Here is a 23049-nt window from a genome sequence, read left to right on the forward strand (position 1 = left end):
TTTGTATGTAAAATTTTAAACAAATTTGTATAATTCACACAGAAATTGAGGATTTTTCACAAAAACAGCAACGCCCCGGCAATAAACCATTCCCATCCAGCAACAAAAACGCTTTGTGCAGGATGACATTGGCCGCCGCGGAAAGTTTCGGCCCGTGTACATCTGAACATTGGCCGCCGCGGAAAGTTTCGGCCCGTGTACATCTGAACATTGGCCGCCGCGGAAAGTTTCGGCCCGTGTACATCTGAACATTGGCTGCCGCGGAAAGTTTCGGCTCGTGTACATTTGAACATTGGCTGCCGCGGAAAGTTTCGGCTCGTGTACATCTGAACATTGGCTGCCGCGGAAAGTTTCGGCTCGTGTACATGCGAAAACGACCCGTCAAGAAAATTTCAGACCGTGTTCGGGATGACTTTCACTCCTCGGGGTGACGGAAATTTCTCAAACAAAGTCGCCAAAGCAGACTATGCGAGATTCTTTAACAGGCAGCCGAACCTCTCAAATCAGCCGGAACGTGCAAATCTATCGATTTTCCAGTTTTTTAAGAACATAAGTATCAAACCATTCGGGGACTTCATCGATCTCTATTGTTATTTTGCCATTCCGACATTCGGCAAAATTTTGATAAGAGGTCAGACCCGATTCCGAATTGTCAAAACAATAGACTTGATCCGCATTGACACCTAGTCGTTCTGTGAAATACTTCTTTTTCACGAGAAAATCGTACAAACTGGACTTACCGGAGCCATTAGGCCCTGCAAATACTCTAAAACGCTTCTTTGTCATATGGAGAATTTTTTTTGAGCAAGTTTCACCGGTGGGTTTACTTGACCGATATTCAATTTTCTTCCGTTCGGGAACATTTTATAGATAACAGTCCCTTCAGTAAAACAGACTGGAACCCCGCTTGAGAGAGCCTTCTTGTAAGCAGCAATACCCGCCTTGGAATATATCGATTGGCGTTTTTTTATATCGGACGCTTCGGTTATGGGTTCTTTTGTTGCTGTGCTCATCATTCACCTTTGTGACAATAAAAACAAATTCATCTTCTTTAAAGATACAATAATATCCAAAAAAGAATGTGAATTCCTGTTCGATCGGTTGATATCTCGGCTTTCTTGAATGCTGCCGTCATTGCGAACCCCGAAAGGGTGAAGCAATCCTTTTTTTTGAGGGTAAGATTGCCACGTCGCTACGCTCCTCGCAATGACGGGGGGAGGGTGAGATTGCCGTGTCGCTGACGTTCCTCGCAAGGACGGGGGGCGGGTGAGATTGCCGTGTCGCTGACGTTCCTCGCAAGGACGGGGGGCGGGTGAGATTGCCGTGTCGCTGACGTTCCTCGCAAGGACGGGGGCGGGTGAGATTGCCGTGTCGCTGACGTTCCTCGCAAGGACGGGGGCAGGTGAGATTGCCGTGTCGCTGACGTTCCTCGCAAGGACGGGGGCAGGTGAGATTGCCGTGTCGCTGACGTTCCTCGCAAGGACGAGTGGTGCTTGCACTCTTCGGGGGGACTGGTGGTATTCGTCATTGCGAGCGGAGCGCGGCAATCTTTCTTGAGGGTTGCCGTCATTGAACAATGCTTTCGTATAAATCCTTCCATTCTGCATTGTTTTTTTCAATCAATTCGATTTTCTTTTGCCGGGAGCCGGCCTTTAATTGCTTTTCTCGCTGAATGGCCAGCGTGATATCATCGAAGATTTCGAAATACACAAGCTTTGTCACATTATAGCGTTTTGTAAATCCCTCAAACAGTTTATTTTTGTGCTCATAGGCTCTACGGACAAGGTCATTTGTAACGCCGACATACAATACGGTATTGGTAAAATTTGTCATAATGTAAACGAAAGACTTTTTGCTCATTCGTTCCTCCTTTTGATGTTTCCCACATTTTTAGAATGGTACCAATATAGGCAATGTAAGACCATTCTGACGTTCACCTTCGCTAGGTTTAGCGATTTTTTCCGCCATTGCGCCTGGCGTTTGAAAGCAGCCAAGATTGCTTCGTTGCTTTGCTCCTCGCAATGACGAAGAGTCCGTATGAATTGCCATGTCTTTGACGCTCCTCGCAAGGACGAGAGGTGCTAGCACTCTTCGGGGCGACTGGTGGTATTCGTCATTGCGAACCCCGAAGGGGTGAAGCAATCCTTTCCTGCTGACAAGATTGCTTCGCTTTGCTCGCAATGACGGGAAACCCGCACAGATTGCCACGGTGCTATCGCGCCTCGCAAGGACGGGAAGCCTGCCAAGATTGCTTCGTTGCTTTGCTCCTCGCAAGGACGAGAAGCCAGCCAAGATTGCTTCGTTGCTTTGCTCCTCGCAATGACGAAGAGTCCGTATGAATTGCTATGTCTTTGACGCTCCTCGCAAGGACGAGAGGTGCTAGCGCTCTTCGGGGGGACTGGTGGTATTCGTCATTGCGAACCCCGAAGGGGTGAAGCAATCCTTTCCTGCTGACAAGATTGCTTCGCTTTGCTCGCAATGACGGGAAACCCGCACAGATTGCCACGGTGCTATCGCGCCTCGCAAGGACGGGAAGCCAGCCAAGATTGCTTCGTTGTTTTGCTCCTCGCAATGACGAGAAGCCAGCCAAGATTGCTTCATCGCTTTGCTCCTCGCAATGACGAAGAGTCCGTATGAATTGCTATGTCTTTGACGCTCCTCGCAAGGACGAGAGGTGCTAGCGCTCTTCGAGGCGACTGGTGGTATTCGTCATTGCGAACCCCGAAGGGGTGAAGCAATCCTTTCCTGCTGACAAGATTGCTTCGCTTTGCTCGCAATGACGGGGGGCCAGCCAAGATTGCCACGGTGCTAGCGCGCCTCGCAAGGACGGGAAGCCAGCCAAGATTGCTTCGTTGCTTTGCTCCTCGCAATGACGAAGAGTCCGTATGAATTGCTATGTCTTTGACGCTCCTCGCAAGGACGAGTGGTGCTAGCGCTCTTCGGGGCGACTGGTGGTATTCGTCATTGCGAACCCCGAAGGGGTGAAGCAATCCTTTCCTGCTGACAAGATTGCTTCGCTTTGCTCGCAATGACGGGAAACCCGCACAGATTGCCACGGTGCTATCGCGCCTCGCAAGGACGGGAAGCCAGCCAAGATTGCTTCGTTGCTTTGCTCCTCGCAAGGACGGGAAGCCAGCCAAGATTGCTTCGTTGCTTTGCTCCTCGCAATGACGAAGAGTCCGTATGAATTGCTATGTCTTTGACGCTCCTCGCAAGGACGAGTGGTGCTTGCACTCTTCGGGGCGACTGGTGGTATTCGTCATTGCGAACCCCGAAGGGGTGAAGCAATCCTTTCCTGCTGACAAGATTGCTTCGCTTTGCTCGCAATGACGGGAAACCCGCACAGATTGCCACGGTGCTATCGCGCCTCGCAATGACGGGGGGCCAGCCAAGATTGCCACGGTGCTATCGCGCCTCGCAAGGACGGGAAGCCAGCCAAGATTGCTTCGTTGCTTTGCTCCTCGCAATGACGAAGAGTCCGTATGAATTGCTATATCTTTGACGTTCCTCGCAAGGACGAGTGGTGCTTGCACTCTTCGGGGCGACTGGTGGTATTCGTCATTGCGAACCCGAAGGGGTGAAGCAATCCTTTCCTGCTGACAAGATTGCCACGGTGCTAGCGCGCCTCGCAATGACGGGGGGCCAGCCAAGATTGCCACGGTGCTATCGCGCCTCGCAAGGACGAGTGGTGCTTGCACTCTTCGGGGGGACTGGTGGTATTCGTCATTGCGAACCCCGAAGGGGTGAAGCAATCCTTTCCTGCTGACAAGATTGCTTCGCTTTGCTCGCAATGACGGGAAACCCGCACAGATTGCCACGGTGCTATCGCGCCTCGCAAGGACGGGAAGCCAGCCAAGATTGCTTCATCGCTTTGCTCCTCGCAATGACGAAGAGTCCGTATGAATTGCTATGTCTTTGACGCTCCTCGCAAGGACGTACTGCTCGCAATGAGGGGGAAACCGCTCAAGTGCGGAACGAGAGCAGTTTGTCTCTGTAATATTCATACTGCCTTTTGCGTGCCTCGATTTCGGCGGGAAGCCCTGTGCTGATGTCGTTGCACAGGGCGTCGAACCGGTCGAGGATTTTGACAATGCGTTCCTGTTCGGCGAGAGGGGGAACGGGAAGTATGATTTTTCCCAGAGCCTCACCACTTACATGAGGAACGCCTGCTCCGCGCTTCATCGCATTCAAATCCACTTCGATATTCTTCAAAACATAGTAGAGATATTTTGCTAAAGTCAGTCCTTCAATGTTTTCATAGCCAAAGCCGTCTGTCACGAAAATGGGCTGATTCCAATACGAAACAAAGCCCGCAGAAGCACCGCTTCGGGCGATAACAACGATTTCTCCGTCATGGTTGGATTTGTCAATATAGTATGCCGGTTCCTGCCCACCAAGAACAACAGGCACACTGCCCTCATGCGCATTTTTCTTTGTAATGTACTCGCCACGAAACATCGCGGAAATGTCACTCAAAGGAAGAAAAACATACCCGAACACATACTGATAGAGGCTAATTATTGCTTGCTTGCTTGCTTGCTTGCTTGCTTGCTTGCTTGCTTGCTTGCTTGCGCAAGAACCGTGCCAAGCGGCTCAAAATTCAGAAGCAAATCACGGTAATATTCATATTGTTTTTTGCGTGCCTCGATTTCCGCCGGAAGCCCGATTTTCAGGTCGGAGCAGATGGCGTCGAAGTTGTCGAGGACGTTCACGATGCGTTCTTGAACGGGGAGAGGAGGAAGGGGGATGGCGATGTCTTTCAATTTGTCGGGCGTAACTTCAATCACCTTTGTTCCGTGTGCAAGTTTTACTTTCTGGCTGTAAAAACTTGAGGATTGAAAATAATATGATAAGTATTTTGCATTTTGATTGTGATGGATAATTGCCGTATGTCCGCTTACAGCAATTGGCTCGTTTCCAATCCATGCCGTGCATTTGCAAACATCTTCGACATTTTCGCTTGTAACTGCCATCACGATGTCATTTGTGTCAGCCTTTTTGGACTTTTCAAAAACTTCTTTTGAAACAAAGGTGAGCGTTTTGTCTGTCCACGTTCCGAAATGCGTGTACATCTGTCCATAATGAATGCATGGCAAGCCATTTTCGACAAAATCTTTCTTTTGAAAATTGCCGCCTCGTGTAATTGTCGCAATCTCCCCAAGCTTTTTGTAAACAACTTCTGTTGAATAGGTGCCTTCGACTTCGCTCTGCAACCGTGCTTCGGTCAGAGAGCCTGTCGAACTGAACGGAGGCGTTAGAAGCGCGTCGCGGTAGTACTCATACTGCTTGCGGCGCGCTGTAAGCTCCGCTGTAAGCTCCGCTGTAAGCTCCGCTGTAAGCGACGTAAATTTGTCGAGTATGCGCACGATTTCTTCCTGTACAGGAAGAGGTGGAACGGGGATTTGGATTGATTCTAAACGTTCCTTTGGTAAGCAATCCGGGATTGCTTTTGTTGTGAGTTTATAAAGCAATTTTTGATTATTACAAAGAACATAATACAAAAACTTCTTGTCAATAAAATCATCGGGCAAAACCGAATAGCAAACATCATTTGCCCAAAATCTCTCTGTTATAAAATCAACATATCCAGCACTTCCGTATTGTGCAATAGTTATGGTATTTGCTTCTCTATTCCAATTGTTATATCTTCCAAAAAATGAGGTTCCTCCACTCATTACAGGAAATTCTCCGTTTTCAATTAAATCATTTTTTGTGATTCTTTCTCCACGAATAACAGAAGACACTTCCCCCAGCGTCTTGTATTCCACCCCATCAGGACAAAGTTCCTGTATCAGTTCCTGTAATTTGCTCATTGTTCATCCTCCATTTCTTTAGTGAACGACTGGCGCACACTGTTAATTTCTTTGATAAGCTGCGATTGAGTCGGCAAATACAATTTGTACTCACTTGTGAGTATTGTTGTATTATTTTCAGGCAGGGTCATTCTTACCGCTGTATCATTTTTGCTTGTTCCAAGCAAGATCCCTATGGTCGGATTCTCATCCGGAAGTTTTTCGCATCTGTCATAATAGTTTACATACATCTGCAATTGTCCCAAATCCTGATGCGTCAACTTTTCGGTCTTCAATTCAATTATTACGAAACAATGAAGCAGACGGTTGTAAAGCACAAGATCTGCAAAGAACTCGTCATCTTCCAGCAAGATACGTTTCTGCCGTGCCACAAAAGTAAAACCGTTCCCCATCTCAAGCAGAAAATCAGCCAAATGTGATATGATGGCCTGCTCTAAATCTCTTTCATAATATGATGGTCTCCGTTCCAAGCCTAAGAACTCCAGATACATTGGATCTTTGATGGTTTCCAAAGGAGACTGCGGAATACGTTCCTTACGGGCAACTGCAAGGACGGCTTCCTTGTCATTGCTCAGCAACAGACGCTCGTAAAGCTGCGAATTGATTTGCCTTTCAAGTTCCCGACCGGTCCAAGCGTTATTCACGGCTTCCAGCTCATAATATTCACGCTTTTCGGGACAAGTTCCCGACCGGTCCAAGCGTTATTCACGGCTTCCAGCTCATAATATTCACGCTTTTCGGGATTGTCGATACTTATCAACATTTTATATTGCGACCAGTTCAATTGCGTCCGCAGTGCGGTCGCAATCGGATAAATCCGGTAGAACTGCCTGCTGCGTTCCAATTGGCGCACGGAAAAGCCGCTGCCGTATTCTGGCTCCAGTTGTTTAGCCAGGTTCTTGATAAGGTATGTCCCATAATCAGCACGTTCTTTTCCTTGCTGCTCTTCTTCAAATATGCGTTTACCAAGCTGCCAGTACATCTGTACCCTGCAAAAATCCACACTCTTCACAGCCTGCACCCGGGCAGAATTTATAATCTCCCGGATATCACCGAGAAATTTATCTTTGGGAATTGCCATTTCACTCATCGCTAGTCCTCCTCCAATTCCGCGACTATCTTGTCTATCTCAGCACGCAGCTCGTTCTCTTTCGCCACGATACGGCGTATGCGCTCGTTCAGTTCCCTGATATCGGTCTTTGGACGTGTATCTTCAACTTCTATATAACTACTTACCGACAAATTGTAATCATTTGCAATAACTGCTTCCTGATTTACAGATTTCGCGATATAATCTACATCTTCCTTCTTATCGAAAATATCAATAATTCTCTCGATGTGCTTGTCTTCCAGCACATTGTTGTTGGTTTCCTTTGTAAAGAATCCTTCACCGCTTGCGTCGATAAACTGGATTTTCGTATCCGTCTTGTGCTTGGAAAGGACAAGGATATTCACCGCTATGGAAGTACCATAAAAAAGATTGGCGGGCAAGGAAATAATCGTTTCCACATAGTTGCCATCCACCAGATACTTTCGGATTTTCTGCTCTGCACCGCCGCGATAAAAGATGCCCGGGAAGCAAACGATGGCAGCACGACCTTTTCCGGAAAGATAATGCAACGCATGGAGAACAAAGGCGAAATCGGCTTTTGATTTCGGAGCTAGAACTCCGGCTGGAGCAAAGCGGTCGTCGTTGATGAGCGTCGGGTCGTCCGTGCCAATCCAATTTACCGAATAGGGCGGGTTGGAGACAATGGCATCAAAAGGTTTCTCGTCTCCAAATTGCGGTTCGGTAAGCGTATTGCCAAGCGCGATGTTGAACTTGTCGTAGTTGATGTTGTGCAGGAACATATTCATACGAGCCAGGTTGTATGTCGTATGATTGATTTCCTGGCCAAAGAATCCATCTTCAATGATGCGATTTTCAAATTGTTTCTTTGCCTGCAAAAGCAACGAGCCGGAACCTGCGGCAGGGTCGTAGATTTTATTGACAGTCTCCTGCTTGTGCATGGCAAGCCGGGAAATGAGCTTTGATACATTCTGCGGCGTGAAGAACTCGCCTCCAGACTTTCCAGCATTGGCTGCATAATTGTTTATCAGAAACTCGTATGCGTCGCCGAAAAGGTCTATTTCATGCGTTTCGAAATTTCCAAAGTTCAATCCTTCTACGCCTTTTAGGACGGCAGCCAAACGGCTGTTCTTACTTTCCACCGTATTGCCGAGCCTCGTACTTGTGGTGTCGAAATCGGCAAACAGTCCTTTGATATTCTTTTCAGAGGCATAGCCATTGGCAGAGCTTTCTATGGAATCAAAGATGGCTTTCAAGTCCGTATTCAGATTCGGATTGGCATTGGCATTTTTGACCACATTGACAAACAGCTGGCTTCGGATAGATGAAATACCCTTTTGTCTTTATCGCATCATCTTTGATTTCCGGCGTTATCACGCTGTCTTTTAACGAAGCGTAGTCAATACTATCGTCGCCGCCTTTTATGTAGTCCGCAAAATTCTCGCTAATGAAACGGTAGAATAAGGTTCCCAAAACGAACTGCTTGAAATCCCAGCCATCCACGGCTCCTCGAACTTCGTTGGCTATTTTCCAAATCTGAGATTGCAGGTGCTCTCTTTGATGAATACTTGTCATTTTTTGCAAACTCCTTTTCCTTTCAAATATAAAATTTCACAAAATCATTCCGATTTACAAATAGGCGCTTCCAAGCCAATAAAGTATTTGAACTTTATCGGAGAATTTTAAAAGACTCTCCACCGATTCTATCATACACGACGGGTCGCCGGGAATTATTTTAGACTCGCCCCCGCCCCCAAAAAAATACTAACGTCCGAGCAAATCCCGGAACAAATCCTGTGCGGAGACTCCGTGGAAAACGATTTTATCCAGCCACAAATCCATATTTCTTGTCGAAAGGAAAGTAATCATCCGCATCCGCGACTTTATCTTTTCCCAAGTTTCATTTCCCGACGGCGGCACGGCAACCCGAACCCATTCCGTGGAAGAAGGAATGTCAAATTCAAAGTCCCAGGATTCCACTTCACCGGCTTCGTTTAATCCCGCAAATTGCATGACGACGTGGCCAGAGCCCCGAATGTAAAACGAAACGCTGTCCGTTTGAGACATATCGTAAGAGGTCGTCGAGTCCTGCCAAAACGAAACGCCGATATCGAAGCCGCAAAGGGCAAAGGCATCTGCCAAAGTCGTATCGACGACAAATGTATAATGGGCACTCTGCGAAGTTTCAAAGCTTTCCGGCGAACGCACTAAAGCGTCCGTTATCGATTCCGGTTCGACGTGGCTCAAAGAATCCGAAGACGTAAACCACCAGCTTGCCCCCGTCAATGCGGCGAAGCGATTTGTCGCCACGGAACGTTCAAAATCTTCGACGAGAACACTGTCTGGGGAAGGCTCCGCAAGTTCCGTTTCCGCGGCAGCATTGCCGTTAGCAACAAGAGTTTCCCAAAAAACATATTCCGACTCCCCTTCCGAAAGTACGGCGTATTCCCCATCCGGAATGTTTTCAAAACGAAATGCGCCCGATTCGGAAACTTCCGCAGCATAGGACGTTCCAAACAGAAAGAGCCGCCGAGGCATTGCCGTTTGCACGACCAGTTTTCCCTGCAAACTCGCCGGTTTTTTCAATGTATCCGTCAAAAGGGAATCTCCCGCCAAAACCCGATTCCGGGCAACGCCGGACTTTTCCTGGACTTCGATGAAGCCGTCCTGCGAAGGGCGCTTTAACCGGGCGATTCCCGATTCATCGGCAACGGCACTGTCTTCGACGATGGCGGTTTCCGTAACCAAGCGGACTTTTGCCGCCACGGCGGGTTCCCCAGAAGCCAAACGGATGCGGACGGCGAGAGTGTTCTGCGTTTCGTCCCAAATGCCTCCGCTGGTCTGCGTCGATTCGGAACACGAAGAGAAAAGCCCCAAGCAGAGCGAGAGGAAAAACAGTTGATAAATTGCCGCATTTTTCATGAAGACGAAACCTCTTTTGAAAAAGCAACCGGAAAAAACGCCGTCGCCAAACGCATGACCCTATCCGGCGAATGGACCTTTTCGACCCGGGCCCGAATTTCGTCGCGCGCATTCTCCAAGATAGCAAGACAATCCCGAAACGCGGATTCGTCCAAGGCCATATTCATCACGTTGATGTCGCGTTTCGATTTATCGTGGATTTCCAGACTCTGCATAGCCAATTTCATCGATTCGGCCTGATACGCCCGGACCCGTTTCGCCTGCAAAGCCGCGCCGCCCGCCCTTAATGTCAAATCCGAAAGTTTCCAAAAGCCTTCGGCATCCCGCACAGCCAGCCCCAAACGGGAGAGCAGAGTCACAGCATTTTTTGCTTCGTCGGCGGAAATCGGTGGAGAAACCATCGCTCCCAAAGCCGCATAGTCATCCCGAATGCGAACAAAGCCCAACAGCGTCCGCACTGCGCTGTGATACCAGCAGGCGTATAATTCATACTGGTCCGCTTTAAGGTCCCGACTGGTCGCCCCCTTCAACGCCAACGCTTCGGCAAATAGCCGCCGGGTGTCGGATTCCCGGCGAGCGCGCCCGAGTTCCACCAGTTTTTCAAAATACTGCGCTTCCTTTTCGTCTAATTTCAGATATTCGATAAAACGCGGAAGAGCGCGTTTGGAGATGTGCAAATTCTTTTGAAGGATCCGAAAAACCTGGCTCTGATCCAGCCCGACCCCATCGCCAAAGACCTTATAGGAATACCAGGGGGACTTTGCCTTTTTGCTTTCAAAAAAAGCCGTCAGATATTCACGATAATCTAAAAATTGAAAGGGAGACAATTTATCCATAATAAGACCGCGTTTCCCCTAATCTATACAAAAAAAAATTTCGCCGGTGGAAAAGCGGGAAAAAGATATTTGCAAAGTTTTTTGCAATGCGAAGGACGATTTAAAACTGACGCGCCGGATAGTACGACGGGCGGTTAGCCAGAAACCGATTCCGCGGGAAACTCGACCCGAAAGCGGCTTCCCTCGCCGAAAACGGAATGGACAGAAATTTTCGCCCGGTGAATTTCGGCGATATGCTTGACAATCGCGAGCCCAAGTCCTGTGCCGCCCGTTTCCTTGGAACGACTTTTGTCCACGCGGTAAAAGCGTTCAAAAATATGCGGCAAATGTTCTTCCGAGATCCCCACGCCGCTGTCGCTCACGACGACCGCATTCCCTTCAAAGGAAACGGCGACTTTTCCCGAATCCTTATTGTAACGAATCGCATTCGACAGCAGATTATACAGCATTTCAAAGATTTTTCTTTTATCCACCCGCAGGAAAAAATCCCGTTGCGGAAGAGTTATGGAAATGTTCCGCGCCTTCGCCAAAGATTCCAGTTCAGAGGCGACTTCCCCGACAATTTCCCGCAGGTTCCATTTTTCCAGGCGAAGGGCATTCGGATCGAGTTCGTCCAGTTCCGAAAGTTTGAGGATATCGTTGGTGAGGGAAATCAGACGCGCCGATTCCTTGCGGATTTTCCCGGCGAATTCCGGAATGTCCTCGCTTTTCGCCATCCCCGATTCCATCATTTCCGCATAGCCCGCAATCGATGTGAGCGGCGTTTTCAATTCATGCGAGACATTGGCTGTAAACCTTTCCCGAAGGAGAGCGAGGTTTTTCTTTTCGGTGACATCGAGCAGGATGGCGATCACCCCCGAAACTTCGCCGCCGACCAAAACAGGGCTGGCGATGAGGCGGACATCCTTGCCTGCAAGCTGAATTTCCGCATCTTCCTTGACGCCGTTCAAAGCCTTTTCCACCGCCTTGAGAAGTTCCGGGCGTTCTGAAAAAGCGCGCAAAGGCTTTCCCGAAAAATCGCCATCGACGCCGAACATTTCCCGGGCGACACCATTCACCAGGACGACGTCGCTTTGGGAATCCAGCAAAATCATGCCTTCGGACATTTCTTCAATCAGCGTGCGAAAACGGTTCCTTTCAAATTTCAGGCGCGACATTTCCCGCAGCGTATTGTCCCTTTCCCGCTTGAGCTGCCGCGCAAACGGAGCGAGTTCCCGATAAAGCAAATCCCCTTCCGGAAACTGGAGCGAATCCGGATTTTCCGCCAGACGGCGAATCGGTTCCACAAAACGATGGGAAAGAATATGGGCAAAGAACAGGGAAAGCAAAAATATCGCAGCCAAGAGAATCGCCAGTTTGGGATAGACATCGGAAAGGACAGAAAAGGCAATGCTTTTCCGAACGGAAAGGCGCAAGACATTGCCGTCGGGCAAAAGCCGGGCGTAATAATACACTCCCGTTTCCAAAGTCTGGGAAAGACGGTAGCTCGAACCTTCACCATTCTGCAAAGCAGCACGCACTTCCGCGCGGGAAAGATGCAAGTCCAGCGTTTTGTCCTTGGCGTCGGATTCAAAGAGGACATCTCCCGTAGGCGAAATCAATGTGATGCGCAAAGAGGGCGTCGCCAATTTTTCTAAATCCGCGACGGAATCGATAAATCCGTAAGCGCTGGCGACTATCGCTCCCTGCTGTTTTAAATCTTGAACAGCCTGATTCGCAATTCCCGTGCGAAATGCGCCCGCCGTCAAAAGCATGGCGATGAGGGCGGCAAGAAGCCCGACATAGAAAAGGCTAAAGCTCAGTTTTTCCTTCACCGTTTTCCCCGCTTTCCGCCTTGTAACCGACGTTTCGAACCGTCTTGATGTAATCGCCGACGCTTCCCAGTTTTTTTCGCAGCGTTTTGACGTGCATATCGACCGTTCTCGATTCCAGAGCGGCGTCAATTCCCCAGCATTTTTCCAGCAGCTGGTTTCGCCCAAAAACGATTCCCGGATGGGAACAGAGCAATTTCAAAACTTCGTATTCCTTGAAAGTCAATTCTACCGGTTCGCCTTCCACCGTGACGACATGCCGCAAGTCGTCAATTTCGATTTTGCCCAGACAAATGCGGCGCGATTCTTCCGATTCCCGATTTTCAAAACGCTTTTCGGCGCGGCGCAACAATGCGCGCACACGAGCCAAAAATTCCATAATGCCAAAAGGCTTGGTCAAGTAGTCGTCCGCTCCGGAATCCAGCCCGCGGATTTTGTCCAGTTCCGTCGTCTTGGCAGTCACCATCATCACGGGAACAGAAGCCGTGCGATTGTCCCTGCGCAAAGCTTCAAGAATCGCAAAACCGTCCTTTCCGGGAAGCATCACGTCGAGTATCAGCAGAGAAAGAACCCGCTTTTCCAGAACCGAAAAAAACTCGTCCGCAGAAGAGGCTGAAACCACCTCGTATCCCGCGCTCTGGAGCGCATACACTTCCATTTCCCGGATATTCTTGTCGTCTTCTACCACACAAATCATCGAAGCATCCTTTGGGCGACCTTTAAAAATGCGTTTTCCAAAAATCTAGACTAAATCCGTCATCATTTTTTTAGAGGACTTGTTTAAATAGCCCGTAGCATCGAGAATGGCGCGGCACTCGTAAAGGACGGTCAAAAAAAGCAGATTGACGCTCGCCACCATCTGATTTTCAGGTACCTTTTGCTGCATAGCCGTTTTCCGAATGCCGACGATTTTCGCCCCCAGCGCTCGAAGCCGATTTTGCAACCCCGCATAATCCGAATAGTCGTTTTCCAAAATCATGCGGGCGGAATCTTCGATGCCATCGCGCATTTCTTCGGCGAGTTCCAGCAGGACCTTTTTTTGCGATTCTCCCAAAGGCGTCAAGTGATTATCGACGTGATTCAGGCACGGCTTATGGACGCGTTCCAAACTGAAATAGAGAGACATCGCGAAATCGTTCGCCTGGTAAAGGAAAAATTTTTTTGCCAGCGTTTCTTCGTGGAACATTTTTTGCGAACAGGCAAATCCTTCGTGGCGCAAGCGGTGCAGCGTCTTATACTCCTGCTTCATCCTTTGCCGGACATAGCGCAACGTCTCCAAGTCCTCGTTTGCCAAAGCTTTCAGCGTATCGAGGACGGAATCTTCCACAAACACGAGGAACCAGCCCCAGCCTTTGGAATAATAGGCCTGAACCATCGGCAGAATTTTTTGCGAATCCTTTTCTTCCAGAATCGTTTGAAATTCTCCGGGAGCAGACTCCTTTTCTTTCTCTTTTTTTCGATACCGGACGGACGAGCGCACAAGAATGCAGACCACCAGACCAAAAAGCAGGAAGGCCACCGGAATGCCACCCCAAAAAATCATGCCGCTCACCATGAAGGCGCACACGAACGCCGCAAACGCCGTAAAGAACCAGCCGCCGACCACCGAGAAAACACCCGTGATGCGATAGACCGCGGACTCGCGCCCCCACGCCTTGTCCGCTAGCGAAGAACCCATAGCGACCATAAATGTCACATAGGTCGTCGATAACGGCAATTTGAAAAACGTGCCGAGCGAAATCAGAATGCTAGCGAGCATCAAATTCACCGAAGCCCGCAGCAAATCGAACGCGGCGTCGCTTTCTTCGAGCTGCAATCGTCGGGCATCCAAGCGCCTGTTCAAAAAATTCCGAATTTTAAACGGGACGATTCCGCGCACCACCGACGACAAAAGATCCGCATAACGGACGAAAGCCCTGGCGATAGGGCTTGTGCCGAACAATTCCTCCGAAGAAGACTGGCTCGAAAGCGAAACCGATGTGCGAATCACATTCCGCGCCTTGCGGGAAGTCGCAAGCGAAACCGCCATAATGACACCCGCCAAAGAAAGAATCCACCACAGGCTTTTTTCCGAAGCGCAGAGCGCCGTCATCATCGCCTGATCCGCCGAAAGCCCGCTATCCGCATACGCCATAAAAGCGGAAAGCCCGGTAAGCGGCACTCCGATAAAATTCACCAGATCGTTCCCGGCAAAGGAGAGCGCAAGCGAAAAGGTTCCCGCTGCGACAATCAGCTTGAACACGTTGCGCTTCAACAGGAAGAGGAGTTCGGACAAAGCCGCAAAAACAAGAAAGCTGCCTAGAAAAGTACCAAGCCTGTTCTGCGCCAAAACTTCGGGCACCGCAATCGCCGAACCTTTAAGCCCTTGAAAAAGGACGAAATAGAAAATCGCCGACAAGGAAATCCCCCGAATACGGCGATAAAATACTTCTCCCGAGGTTTATAACGGAACGTCCAAACGACGCGGGAAATCCACTGGACAATCCAGCCAAAGACAAAAGCGACGGCGACCGACGTAAAAATGGCGATAATCACCGACAGAGCTTTTTCCGAATTGACCAAGTCGCCAAGGGAAAGTTCACCCGCGCCCCGATGCAGCTTGATCAGCGAAAGGGAAAAAGTCCCGCCCAAAAGTTCAAAGACCATCGAAACCGTCGTCGAAGTCGGAAGGCCGAGCATATTAAAAATATCGAGCAAAATCACATCGGTCAGCATAGCACCCGCGCATATCGCCATAATTTCTGCGAACGTAAAATGCTGCGGCTGAAAAATCCCATGCCGCGCCACGTCCATCATCCCGCTCGAAAAAGAAGCCCCTATTAAAATCCCCGCTGCGGCAATCGCAATCAGAAACTTGAAACCGAAAGCCCTGGAGCCCACCGCCGAATTCAAAAAATTGGAGGCATCGTTCGACACGCCGTTTATCAAATCGAAAACGGCCAAAAGAAAAAGCATTCCGATAACTACTACATAAATATCCATGCCCCAAAATTAAACGGGAAAACGCGCCGGAACAAGAGCGTCCGAGCAGCTTTTGAAAAAATTTCTCACAGACTTTACATCGATTTTACACAAGGAAAAAAAGCAAAAACGGAATGGGCGTCCCCCGCCTGCGGCGGGTCGGGCTATGGCGTTATCGCCGGGCAATTCAAATCAAAAAATCCAGAGCCCGGCGTCCGTTCAGCCTCGCTTCGCGAGTCCGAATGGCTTCGCCACTGCTATCCCTCACGCAAAAAACGAGAATGATGGACAATCCTCCACCCAATACTCGCAATTAGAAATTTTTTCAAAAAGGAGAACTTCTTTTCTCAAGGGGAAACTCGGTTATCAGTTTTCAGTTTCAAGTTCCAACCGGTCCCTGGGTTTATCATACGGAGACAGACGGTTGCTGAGCTTGTCGAAGCACGGTTGCTGAACTTGTCGAAGCACGGTTGCTGAGCTTGTCGAAGCAAACCGGTTTTAGCGCGTTTTCACGTGAAAATTGGTCGCTACAGAAATTTTGCCCCGTGTGTACGTGAAAATTTGTTGCCGCAGAAAATTTTGGCTCGTGTGTACGTGAAAATTACCCGCCGCAGAAAGTTTTGGCGCGTGTGTACGTGAAAATTGTCCGCCGCGGAAAGTTTTGGCGCGTGTGTACGTGAAAATTGTCCGCCGCGGAAAGTTTTGGCGCGTGTGTACGTGAAAATTGGTTGCCGCGGAAAGTTTTGGCTCGTGTGTACGTGAAAATTAGTCGCCGCAGAAAATTTTGCCCCGTGTGTACGTGAAAATTGGTTGCCGCGGAAAGTTTTGGCGCATGTGTACGTGAAAATTGGTTGCCGCGGAAAGTTTTGGCTCGTGTGTACGTGAAAATTAGTCGCCGCAGAAAATTTTGCCCCGTGTGCACCTAAAAACGGCTACAAAATGTGTAGGCTGTAGTCGTCATTGCGAATCCCTGAAGGGGTGAAGCAATCCTTTTCAGCAGCCAAGATTGCTTCGGCTTTGCATCCCTGAAACTTGGAATCTTTGATTCCATAGTTGAAGTATCCCTGAAAGGGACAATTCGCCTAAAGGAAGCAGAGCTTCCAAGGCTCATGGGGCCTTGCTCGCAATGACGAGGTGCCCGCACAGATTAAGTATCCCTTCCAGGGACAATTCGTCTAAAAGAGTAAAACTCTTAAGACTCATGGGCAGCCCCTTATCCCTTCACCCTATCCCCGCCACGCTTTGCTGTGGGAAATTTTGAATTCTAGAGCGGAATAAGGTGTATTACGTTGCGAGAGGGTGAACTTCTTTTCAAACGGGGCTTCTTCTTTCACAAGGGGAACCCAGTTATCAGTTCCGACACCCAACCGATCCCTGCCCTTCGACAGGCTCAGGAACCGCCTGCCGAAGGGCGCTAATCACCAACTTGCGTCAAGGCTACCCCGCCACGATCCTTGAAAAATGCGAAGTTAGATTTCAAGAAGCTTGGAAAAACGAAACAAAAAAGAGAATTGTCGTCTGTAGCCAGAAAATTACAAGCGTCCTTCATAAACCACAAGGCTCTTGCCGTCGATGGTCACCGCGAATCCGGGTTCCAGCATCCGCATGGCGTCTTTCACCGCCGAAAGCCAGACCAAGCGGGGATTGACAATGGAAAGCACGTCCGGCGGAATCTTGCATTCCCCTTCCACGATAACGCCTCGCACCTGGCGAAGAACCGGAATGTATTCTTCGGTGAGCGTAGGGCAAAGCAAAATCTCGTCGCTTTCTTTGCGCTGGAGCAAGTAAGCTTCCGTCGGCGAGTTCGCCCGTAAAATCCTTCCCGTGGCCCGGGGAAATTCTTCGCTGGCTACCCCGCCAAAATCCGCCCGCGCCAAGATGTTTCCCACATACAGGACGCGAATCGTATTCACCACGGAAGCCGACAGCGGAAAACCGGAAACCATCACGATTCTATCGGAAATGCGAACGGCTCCCGCGTCGTGGGCACTCTTAATGGCATTTTGCACCATGTCATCGGAGCCTGTCACCAGTTTTGCGAAAAGCGGGAAAATGCCCCAATTCAAAAGCAGCTGGCGTTCCACCTGCTGATGGGGAGTCACCGCCAGAATCGGCTGTTCCGGTCGAAACATGCTGACCATACGGGCCGTATTGCCGCTGAGAGTGGGAGTGATTATCGCCGTGGCACTCACATCCCGGGCGGTCTGGTAAGCGTTCTGGGAAACAATCCGGCTGATGTCCCCCCGCAAATCCATTTCAAAAGATTCCCGCATTTTCTTGTAATACTCCGGCGAATATTCCACCGTCACCGCCACCCGCACCATCGTCTCCACCGCTTCAATGGGATAGCTGCCGTTGGCGGTTTCCCCGGAGAGCATCACCGCATCCGTGCCGTCAAAAATCGCATTGGCCACATCCGTCAGTTCCGCGCGGGTGGGGCGCGGGTGAGAAATCATGGATTCCAGCATTTGCGTCGCCGTAATGACCGGCTTTCCAAACTGGCGGCAAACCCGGATAATATGCTTTTGCGCCAGCGGGATTTTTTCCGTGGGCAGCTGCACTCCCAAATCCCCGCGGGCAATCATGACGCCGTCCGCCGCTTCGGCGATTTCCCGAATGTTGTTCAGGCCTTCCTCGTTTTCGATTTTGGCAATAATCCGCGCTTTGGAATTCAGGCTTTCCAGGTAGCGACGAATTTCCTGAACCTCACTGGCGTAACTCACAAAACTGGCCGCGATAAAATCCACGTTTTGTTCCACGCCAAACTTGATGTCCAGCTTGTCCTGCTCGCTCATGATGGGAAGCCCGGCGTGAAGCCCCACAAGATTCACATTTTTCTTGCTGGAAATTTCCCCGGAATTTTTGGCAACCGCAAAAACCGTGGAACCATCCGAATCTTCCACATCCAATTCCAAAAGCCCGTCGGCCACCAGAATGCGATTTCCCTTTTGAACCCGGTGGGGCAAATCCGTCCACGACACCGACATCCGCGCCGGTTCGGATTCCGTCGCCGCCACCGTTTCGCAACCATCGACGGTCACCAAAACCCTGTCGCCTTTTTGAATCAAAACGGGAGCATTCTTCGCCGTATTCCCCGTCCGGATTTCGGGACCTTTCGTGTCCAGCATCAGCGCGATAGGGCGATTCAACGCCGATGAAACCCGCTTCACCCGATCCATCATTTCCAAATGGGATTCGTGAGTCCCGTGCGAAAAATTAAACCGGGCAACATTCATCCCGGCGAGAATCAGGCGGGAAACGATTGCGTCGTCGGCAGTGGTCGGGCCCATGGAGCAGACAATTTTCGTTTTATGGGTAAACATGAAAATTCCTCTTTTGCAATTCGTCCCAAAATTAAAAAAAGAAGAATTTGAATTTCTGAAAATCCCTTGTTTTTTTGGGGGCTACAAAAAATTTCGCTTTCTTCCGCAAAAAGCAAACGCTAAAAAATTTCATTTTTGTAACAGCAATGCTTCCGCTATTTCTTGGGGCGCAAATAGAGAGCAATGGATTCGGAATTTGCCTGTTTGCGTTCTTGAATTTCAAACAAATCGCTGCGGCCTTTGACAAACTCGCTCAGCTTTTTAAATCCGTATTGGCGCGGATCAAAATCCGATTTCAACTTGAGTAAAATGCTGCCGAAAGTCCCGAGATGCGACCAGCCGGTATCGTCGCTGGATTGTTCTAAAGCGGTCGCAATAGCTTTAACGGTTTTCGAGGGCAAGGAGGGCCCCGTTTGGGAAAATTCGTGTTTTTCGGAATTCTTTCTATTCGCCGATTTTCTTTCCGGCTTCGAGGGCGCAAAAATTTCCGTATCGACAAATACATGGCAGGCATTTTTAAACGCTTCGGGAGTCGTCTTTTTGCCAAAGCCGTAAACCAGCAGGCCTTCTTCACGAATCCGGGTTGCAATGCTCGTAAAATCGCTGTCGCTGGAAACAATGCAAAAACCGTCAAAGCGGCGCGTGTACATCAAATCCATCGCATCGATAATCATCGTGCTGTCCGTCGCATTCTTCCCTTTGGTATAGGCGAATTGCTGAACCGGCTTGATGGCGAATTCATTGAGAATCGCCCGCCACTGGGCGCTTTGGGGAGAAGTGAAATCCCCGTAAATCCGCTTGACCGTCGCTTCGCCGTATTTGGCAATTTCCGAAAGCAGATACTCGAAAACCGAAGGCTGTGCATTATCCGCATCGATAAGAACCGCCAGTTTTGCCGAAGACTCTTCCGTTTCCTGTTTCGCAAACGATCTATTTTTCATCTCTTTCCTTTCCTGTGAACGCTTCGCCTAGAATATAATTTCCGAAATGAAAAACGCCTTCTCCCGCCCAAAGAGAAAGTGCAAACCGAGCGACATTTCCATTTGACGAGCTAAAAATTTTAAGGTTTATACAAAATTCCACGAAATCTTCGCATTTAAAAATTTTTCACAAAGTTCGCTATTTCCGGGCGTTTCCCGCCTGCGGCGGGCCGCTCCCTAGCGTTATCGCTTTCGGCGTCCGTTCAGCCAAATTTCCAGAAATTTGTCCGAACCCATCCGGGCGTCGGTCGCTAACGCGAAAGTCAAAACATTCCATTCTTTTGAAAGCTTCAATACGTGAACTTTTTTCACAGAGGTGAATTTCTTCTCGCAGACAGCGAGATGCTCGCTTACCCATGAGCCTTGGAAGCTTCGCTTCCTTTAGGCGAATTGTGCAAAGCCCCATGAGCCTTGGAAGCTCCGCTTCCTTTAGGCGAATTGTCCCTTCCAGGGATACTTCAACTATGGAATCGGAGATTCCTAGTTTCAGGGATGCAAAGCCCCATGAGTCTTGGGAACTTGTTCCTTTAGACGAATTGTCCCTTTCAGGGATACTTCAACTACGGAATCGGAGATTCCAAGTTTCAGGGATGCGCCGCCGTGGCAATTCTTGCTGGCACCTCGTCATTGCGAGGAGCGTAGCGACGTGGCAATCCAAGCCAGCGGTACGTCATTGCGAGCAAGGCGAAGCAATCTTGTCTGCGTGAAAAGGATTGCTTCACCCCTGCGGGGTTCGCAATGACGTAAAAACGCCAGCGAGAGTTTGGGCAAATGAAAAAACGCTTAAAAATTGTCAGCGAGCGTTTGGGCAACCGGAAAAACGCCAAAACACAATGGCGGCGCAATCCTTACCGGCATCCCGTCATTGCAAGCAGCGATAGCAGCCCATGAGTCTTGGGAACTTGTTCCCTTAGACGAATTGTCCCTTCCAGGGATACTTCAACTACGGAATCGGAGATTCCTAGTTTCAGGGATGCAAAGCCGAAGCAATCTGTGCTGGCACCTCGTCATTACGAGGAGCGTAGCGACGTGGCAATCCTGGCTGCGGGAAAGGATTGCTTCTACACTTCGAGTATAACTCCACTAAGGTAACAAAGTTACCAAGTGTCGTATATCCACATAGAGGATAACTCCACTAAGTCAATAAATTGACAAGTGTCGTATAACCCCTCCGGGGTTCGGGGTGACGGTCGCTTTCAAATATGACTGATTTTCTCCTTGGTGGGTACGCAATGACGAATACTACTAGTCTCCTCGAAGATGATGCCTGCAAGCAAGCTTGCGGCGCAACATTCGTCTTGCACGCTTTTGCAAAGACTCCCTTCCAGGGACAATTCGTCTAAAAGAGTAAAACTCTTAAGACTCATGGGCAGCCCCTTTTCCCTTCACCCTATCCCCGCCACGCTTTATAGTTGAAAAATTTTGGATTTATAGGGAGGAATGAAATGGTAGTGTCGAGAGGAGCCTTTCACACGGTGAAGTCGGTTCTTAGTTCTTAGTTCTTAGTTCTTAGTTCTTAGTTCTCAGTTCTTAGTTCTCAGTTCTTAGCTCTCAGTTCTTAGCTCTCAGTTCTCAGTTCTTAGTTCTTAGTTCTCAGTTACCAGTTCCAACTCATAACTCCCAACTGATCACTCGCCGCTATTGGCGCGTTTCCGACGAAGCTTTTTTCGCAACCGGGGCGTTGCGGGGTGTCCCCGCAGAGGGGGTAGCAGAAGACGGCGACCGAGCTTGCCGAGTCCCGGCTTCTGCGAGGGGGAGGCTTCCCCCGCCTACTTCACCGAAACCGGAATCGAGATTTGGCGATTGATTTCGTGGACAAGAAGGACGTAACGCCCCGAAGCGACCTGCGCTTGAAATGAATCGCCATGCGGTCGGATTTCTTCCACGTGCCCCATGACCGAGACGAGACGGACGGACGCATTTTTCTCCACGTTCGAGAGCGTGATATTTTTGCCTTGCACGCTGACTTGCGGGACTGCAAAACGAGTGAAATTTGAAGCAAGGGCTGTTTCCGAAGAGTCGCTTTTTTCGTAGAGAGGGGAGAGCGCTTCCGCCCACAGGCGATGCATCGCTTTTCCTCCGCTATTCGCCTCCGGGTGCACGCCGTCGCTGCCAATCCATTCCGGGTGTTCCAAAAAGTGGGTGTAAAAATCGGGACCTTGCGGAAGCCCGTTTTCCCGGACCAGGCTGTCAAGCGCTTCCAAAAAACGGGGATGGATTTGCCAACCCGCTTTGACGGAATCCGTCGCGATAATTCGGGCGATAACCGGCGTAATGCCGTGCGCTTTGGCGGAATCGATAATCGTCTGCATATTCGCGACGAATGTCGAAAGATTCCAGTCGCCGCCGCCCCAGGCGTCGTTCGTCCCCATTTCAATCGCCCAGTATTTCACGTTTCCCGCATATTCCAGATAATCGCCCAAGTGTTCGACCACTTCCGCGCTGTTGATGCAGCCAATGCCTCCGCGAAGCATCGCCGGCGTGTATTCTGGAAAGCGCGCGTGAATGAGCTGCGCCGTCGTCGAATCCGTTTCCTGCTGTTTGAGTCCCATCTGGCTGATGCTCGTGCCCATGAAAAACCAGGTGTCCGTGCCGCCTTCCGTCATATCGAACGCTTCGATTTCCAAAATCTGCCCGACATCTCCTTCGCTCTGCAATTTGAACCAGGATTTTCCGGCAAAATCGATTTGTACGCCCCGTGCCATGACCGGATTGTTTTGGATGGTCGCCGCCGTTTCCCAGTCTCCGTCAAATCCGTCGGAGGAATTCGCCGAAGTCAAAATTTTGAAATTTGAAAGGGCGACGCCGCTATGCCCGCAACCGGACGTAAAATCGACAGCCCAAGCGCAATCGCCGTAAGATTCCCAGTTGACGAGGAGCTTTTCCGGACCCTGCCCCACGTGAATGGCGATTTCCTTTGCGGAGGAGCTTTTCCAGTTGGTGAGAAAGCCGTCCGTCAAATAATCCGTCGAACCCGTTCCCGTATAAGCGGGAAGACCGCCCGAAACCAGTTTATTGGGCACGATGGCATGAGAAAAAGCCAGCACTCCCCAAGCCGCCGTCAAAGCCAGCATCGTTTTCCAAGTTTTCATAAACACTCCTTTTCACCAGGCGAGTTGCGTCATCCGATTCGCCTTGCCGGAGCTGAAATATACTTCAACGGAGACCAAAATCCCGCAGTCCTTCTCGTAGCGTCCCGATTTTCTGAAAAGTCGGAGACGCTCACTTCTTGCCGTCTTCAAAGCCGCTTCTCCCGTAAATTTTCCCAAACGCCTCCCCAAGCTCCGCCTGCGATTTCCCCATTCTTTCCACAAACCTTCTTGAATAATGCACA

The 23049-nt window shown here is 49.7% G+C and carries 17 protein-coding genes and 2 pseudogenes; 1 reads left to right on the top strand and 18 read right to left on the bottom strand.

Features of this window, described 5'->3' with window-relative positions:
- Positions 1-522 precede the first annotated feature (522 nt).
- From BGX14_RS01135 to BGX14_RS01145, 3 genes are all read right to left on the bottom strand, one after another.
- Complete coding sequence (locus BGX14_RS01135; protein ID WP_143394071.1) at positions 523-786, bottom strand: hypothetical protein; 264 nt, start codon at positions 784-786, stop codon at positions 523-525.
- Complete coding sequence (locus BGX14_RS01140) at positions 783-1016, bottom strand: hypothetical protein (protein WP_078776339.1); 234 nt, start codon at positions 1014-1016, stop codon at positions 783-785. Before BGX14_RS01140 ends, BGX14_RS01135 begins: the two co-directional genes overlap by 4 nt.
- Before the next feature lie 550 nt (positions 1017-1566).
- Positions 1567-1860 carry a GIY-YIG nuclease family protein gene (locus BGX14_RS01145; RefSeq protein ID WP_198950996.1) on the bottom strand — a complete coding sequence of 98 codons (294 nt, stop codon included), beginning with the start codon at positions 1858-1860 and terminating at the stop codon, positions 1567-1569.
- 1323 nt (positions 1861-3183) lie between these two features.
- Here BGX14_RS01145 and BGX14_RS15425 point away from each other — a divergent pair.
- Positions 3184-3330 (top strand): hypothetical protein, encoded by a 147-nt coding sequence (locus tag BGX14_RS15425; protein WP_158223188.1) that lies wholly within the window; start codon positions 3184-3186, stop codon positions 3328-3330.
- Between the two features lie 633 nt (positions 3331-3963).
- Here BGX14_RS15425 and BGX14_RS01150 read toward each other — a convergent pair.
- From BGX14_RS01150 to BGX14_RS15430, 15 genes and pseudogenes are all read right to left on the bottom strand, one after another.
- Positions 3964-4458 carry a restriction endonuclease subunit S gene (locus tag BGX14_RS01150; protein ID WP_095878823.1) on the bottom strand — a complete coding sequence of 165 codons (495 nt, stop codon included), beginning with the start codon at positions 4456-4458 and terminating at the stop codon, positions 3964-3966.
- Between the two features lie 59 nt (positions 4459-4517).
- Positions 4518-5813, bottom strand: a complete 1296-nt coding sequence (locus tag BGX14_RS01155; RefSeq protein ID WP_095878824.1) for a restriction endonuclease subunit S — start codon at positions 5811-5813, stop codon at positions 4518-4520.
- Positions 5810-6894: pseudogene (locus BGX14_RS16370) on the bottom strand (YhcG family protein). The gene BGX14_RS01155 and the pseudogene BGX14_RS16370 overlap by 4 nt, the downstream one beginning before the upstream one ends.
- An 11-nt stretch (positions 6895-6905) precedes the next feature.
- A pseudogene (locus BGX14_RS01165) lies at positions 6906-8457 on the bottom strand (type I restriction-modification system subunit M).
- Positions 8458-8646: 189 nt separating this feature from the next.
- Positions 8647-9804, bottom strand: a complete 1158-nt coding sequence (locus BGX14_RS01170; RefSeq protein WP_095878825.1) for a hypothetical protein — start codon at positions 9802-9804, stop codon at positions 8647-8649.
- Complete coding sequence (locus BGX14_RS01175) at positions 9801-10640, bottom strand: TIGR02147 family protein (protein WP_095878826.1); 840 nt, start codon at positions 10638-10640, stop codon at positions 9801-9803. The genes BGX14_RS01170 and BGX14_RS01175 overlap by 4 nt, the downstream gene beginning before the upstream one ends.
- A 134-nt stretch (positions 10641-10774) precedes the next feature.
- Positions 10775-12454: a cell wall metabolism sensor histidine kinase WalK gene (locus BGX14_RS01180; RefSeq protein WP_143159518.1), complete on the bottom strand. Its 1680-nt coding sequence runs from the start codon at positions 12452-12454 to the stop codon at positions 10775-10777.
- A complete protein-coding gene (locus tag BGX14_RS01185; protein ID WP_078776328.1) occupies positions 12432-13148 on the bottom strand; it encodes a response regulator in 717 nt (238 codons plus the stop codon). Before BGX14_RS01185 ends, BGX14_RS01180 begins: the two co-directional genes overlap by 23 nt.
- 45 nt (positions 13149-13193) lie before the next feature.
- Positions 13194-14726, bottom strand: a complete 1533-nt coding sequence (locus BGX14_RS01190) for an inorganic phosphate transporter (RefSeq protein WP_143394072.1) — start codon at positions 14724-14726, stop codon at positions 13194-13196.
- Between the two features lie 23 nt (positions 14727-14749).
- Positions 14750-15433 (bottom strand): inorganic phosphate transporter, encoded by a 684-nt coding sequence (locus tag BGX14_RS01195; protein WP_095878828.1) that lies wholly within the window; start codon positions 15431-15433, stop codon positions 14750-14752.
- A 1511-nt stretch (positions 15434-16944) separates the two neighbouring features.
- Positions 16945-18735 (bottom strand): pyruvate kinase, encoded by a 1791-nt coding sequence (gene pyk, locus BGX14_RS01200; protein WP_095878829.1) that lies wholly within the window; start codon positions 18733-18735, stop codon positions 16945-16947.
- Between the two features lie 155 nt (positions 18736-18890).
- Positions 18891-19676 carry an NYN domain-containing protein gene (locus tag BGX14_RS01205; protein WP_073305612.1) on the bottom strand — a complete coding sequence of 262 codons (786 nt, stop codon included), beginning with the start codon at positions 19674-19676 and terminating at the stop codon, positions 18891-18893.
- A 222-nt stretch (positions 19677-19898) separates the two neighbouring features.
- A complete protein-coding gene (locus BGX14_RS16235) occupies positions 19899-20027 on the bottom strand; it encodes a hypothetical protein (protein WP_255404460.1) in 129 nt (42 codons plus the stop codon).
- A gap of 1457 nt (positions 20028-21484) precedes the next feature.
- A complete protein-coding gene (locus tag BGX14_RS01210) occupies positions 21485-22807 on the bottom strand; it encodes an SGNH/GDSL hydrolase family protein (RefSeq protein WP_143394073.1) in 1323 nt (440 codons plus the stop codon).
- Between the two features lie 12 nt (positions 22808-22819).
- Positions 22820-22984, bottom strand: coding sequence for a hypothetical protein (locus tag BGX14_RS15430; protein ID WP_158223189.1), 165 nt, complete (start codon positions 22982-22984; stop codon positions 22820-22822).
- Positions 22985-23049 lie beyond the last annotated feature (65 nt).

The organism is Fibrobacter sp. UWS1, from assembly GCF_002300445.1.
GTDB classification, from domain to species: domain Bacteria; phylum Fibrobacterota; class Fibrobacteria; order Fibrobacterales; family Fibrobacteraceae; genus Hallerella; species Hallerella intestinalis.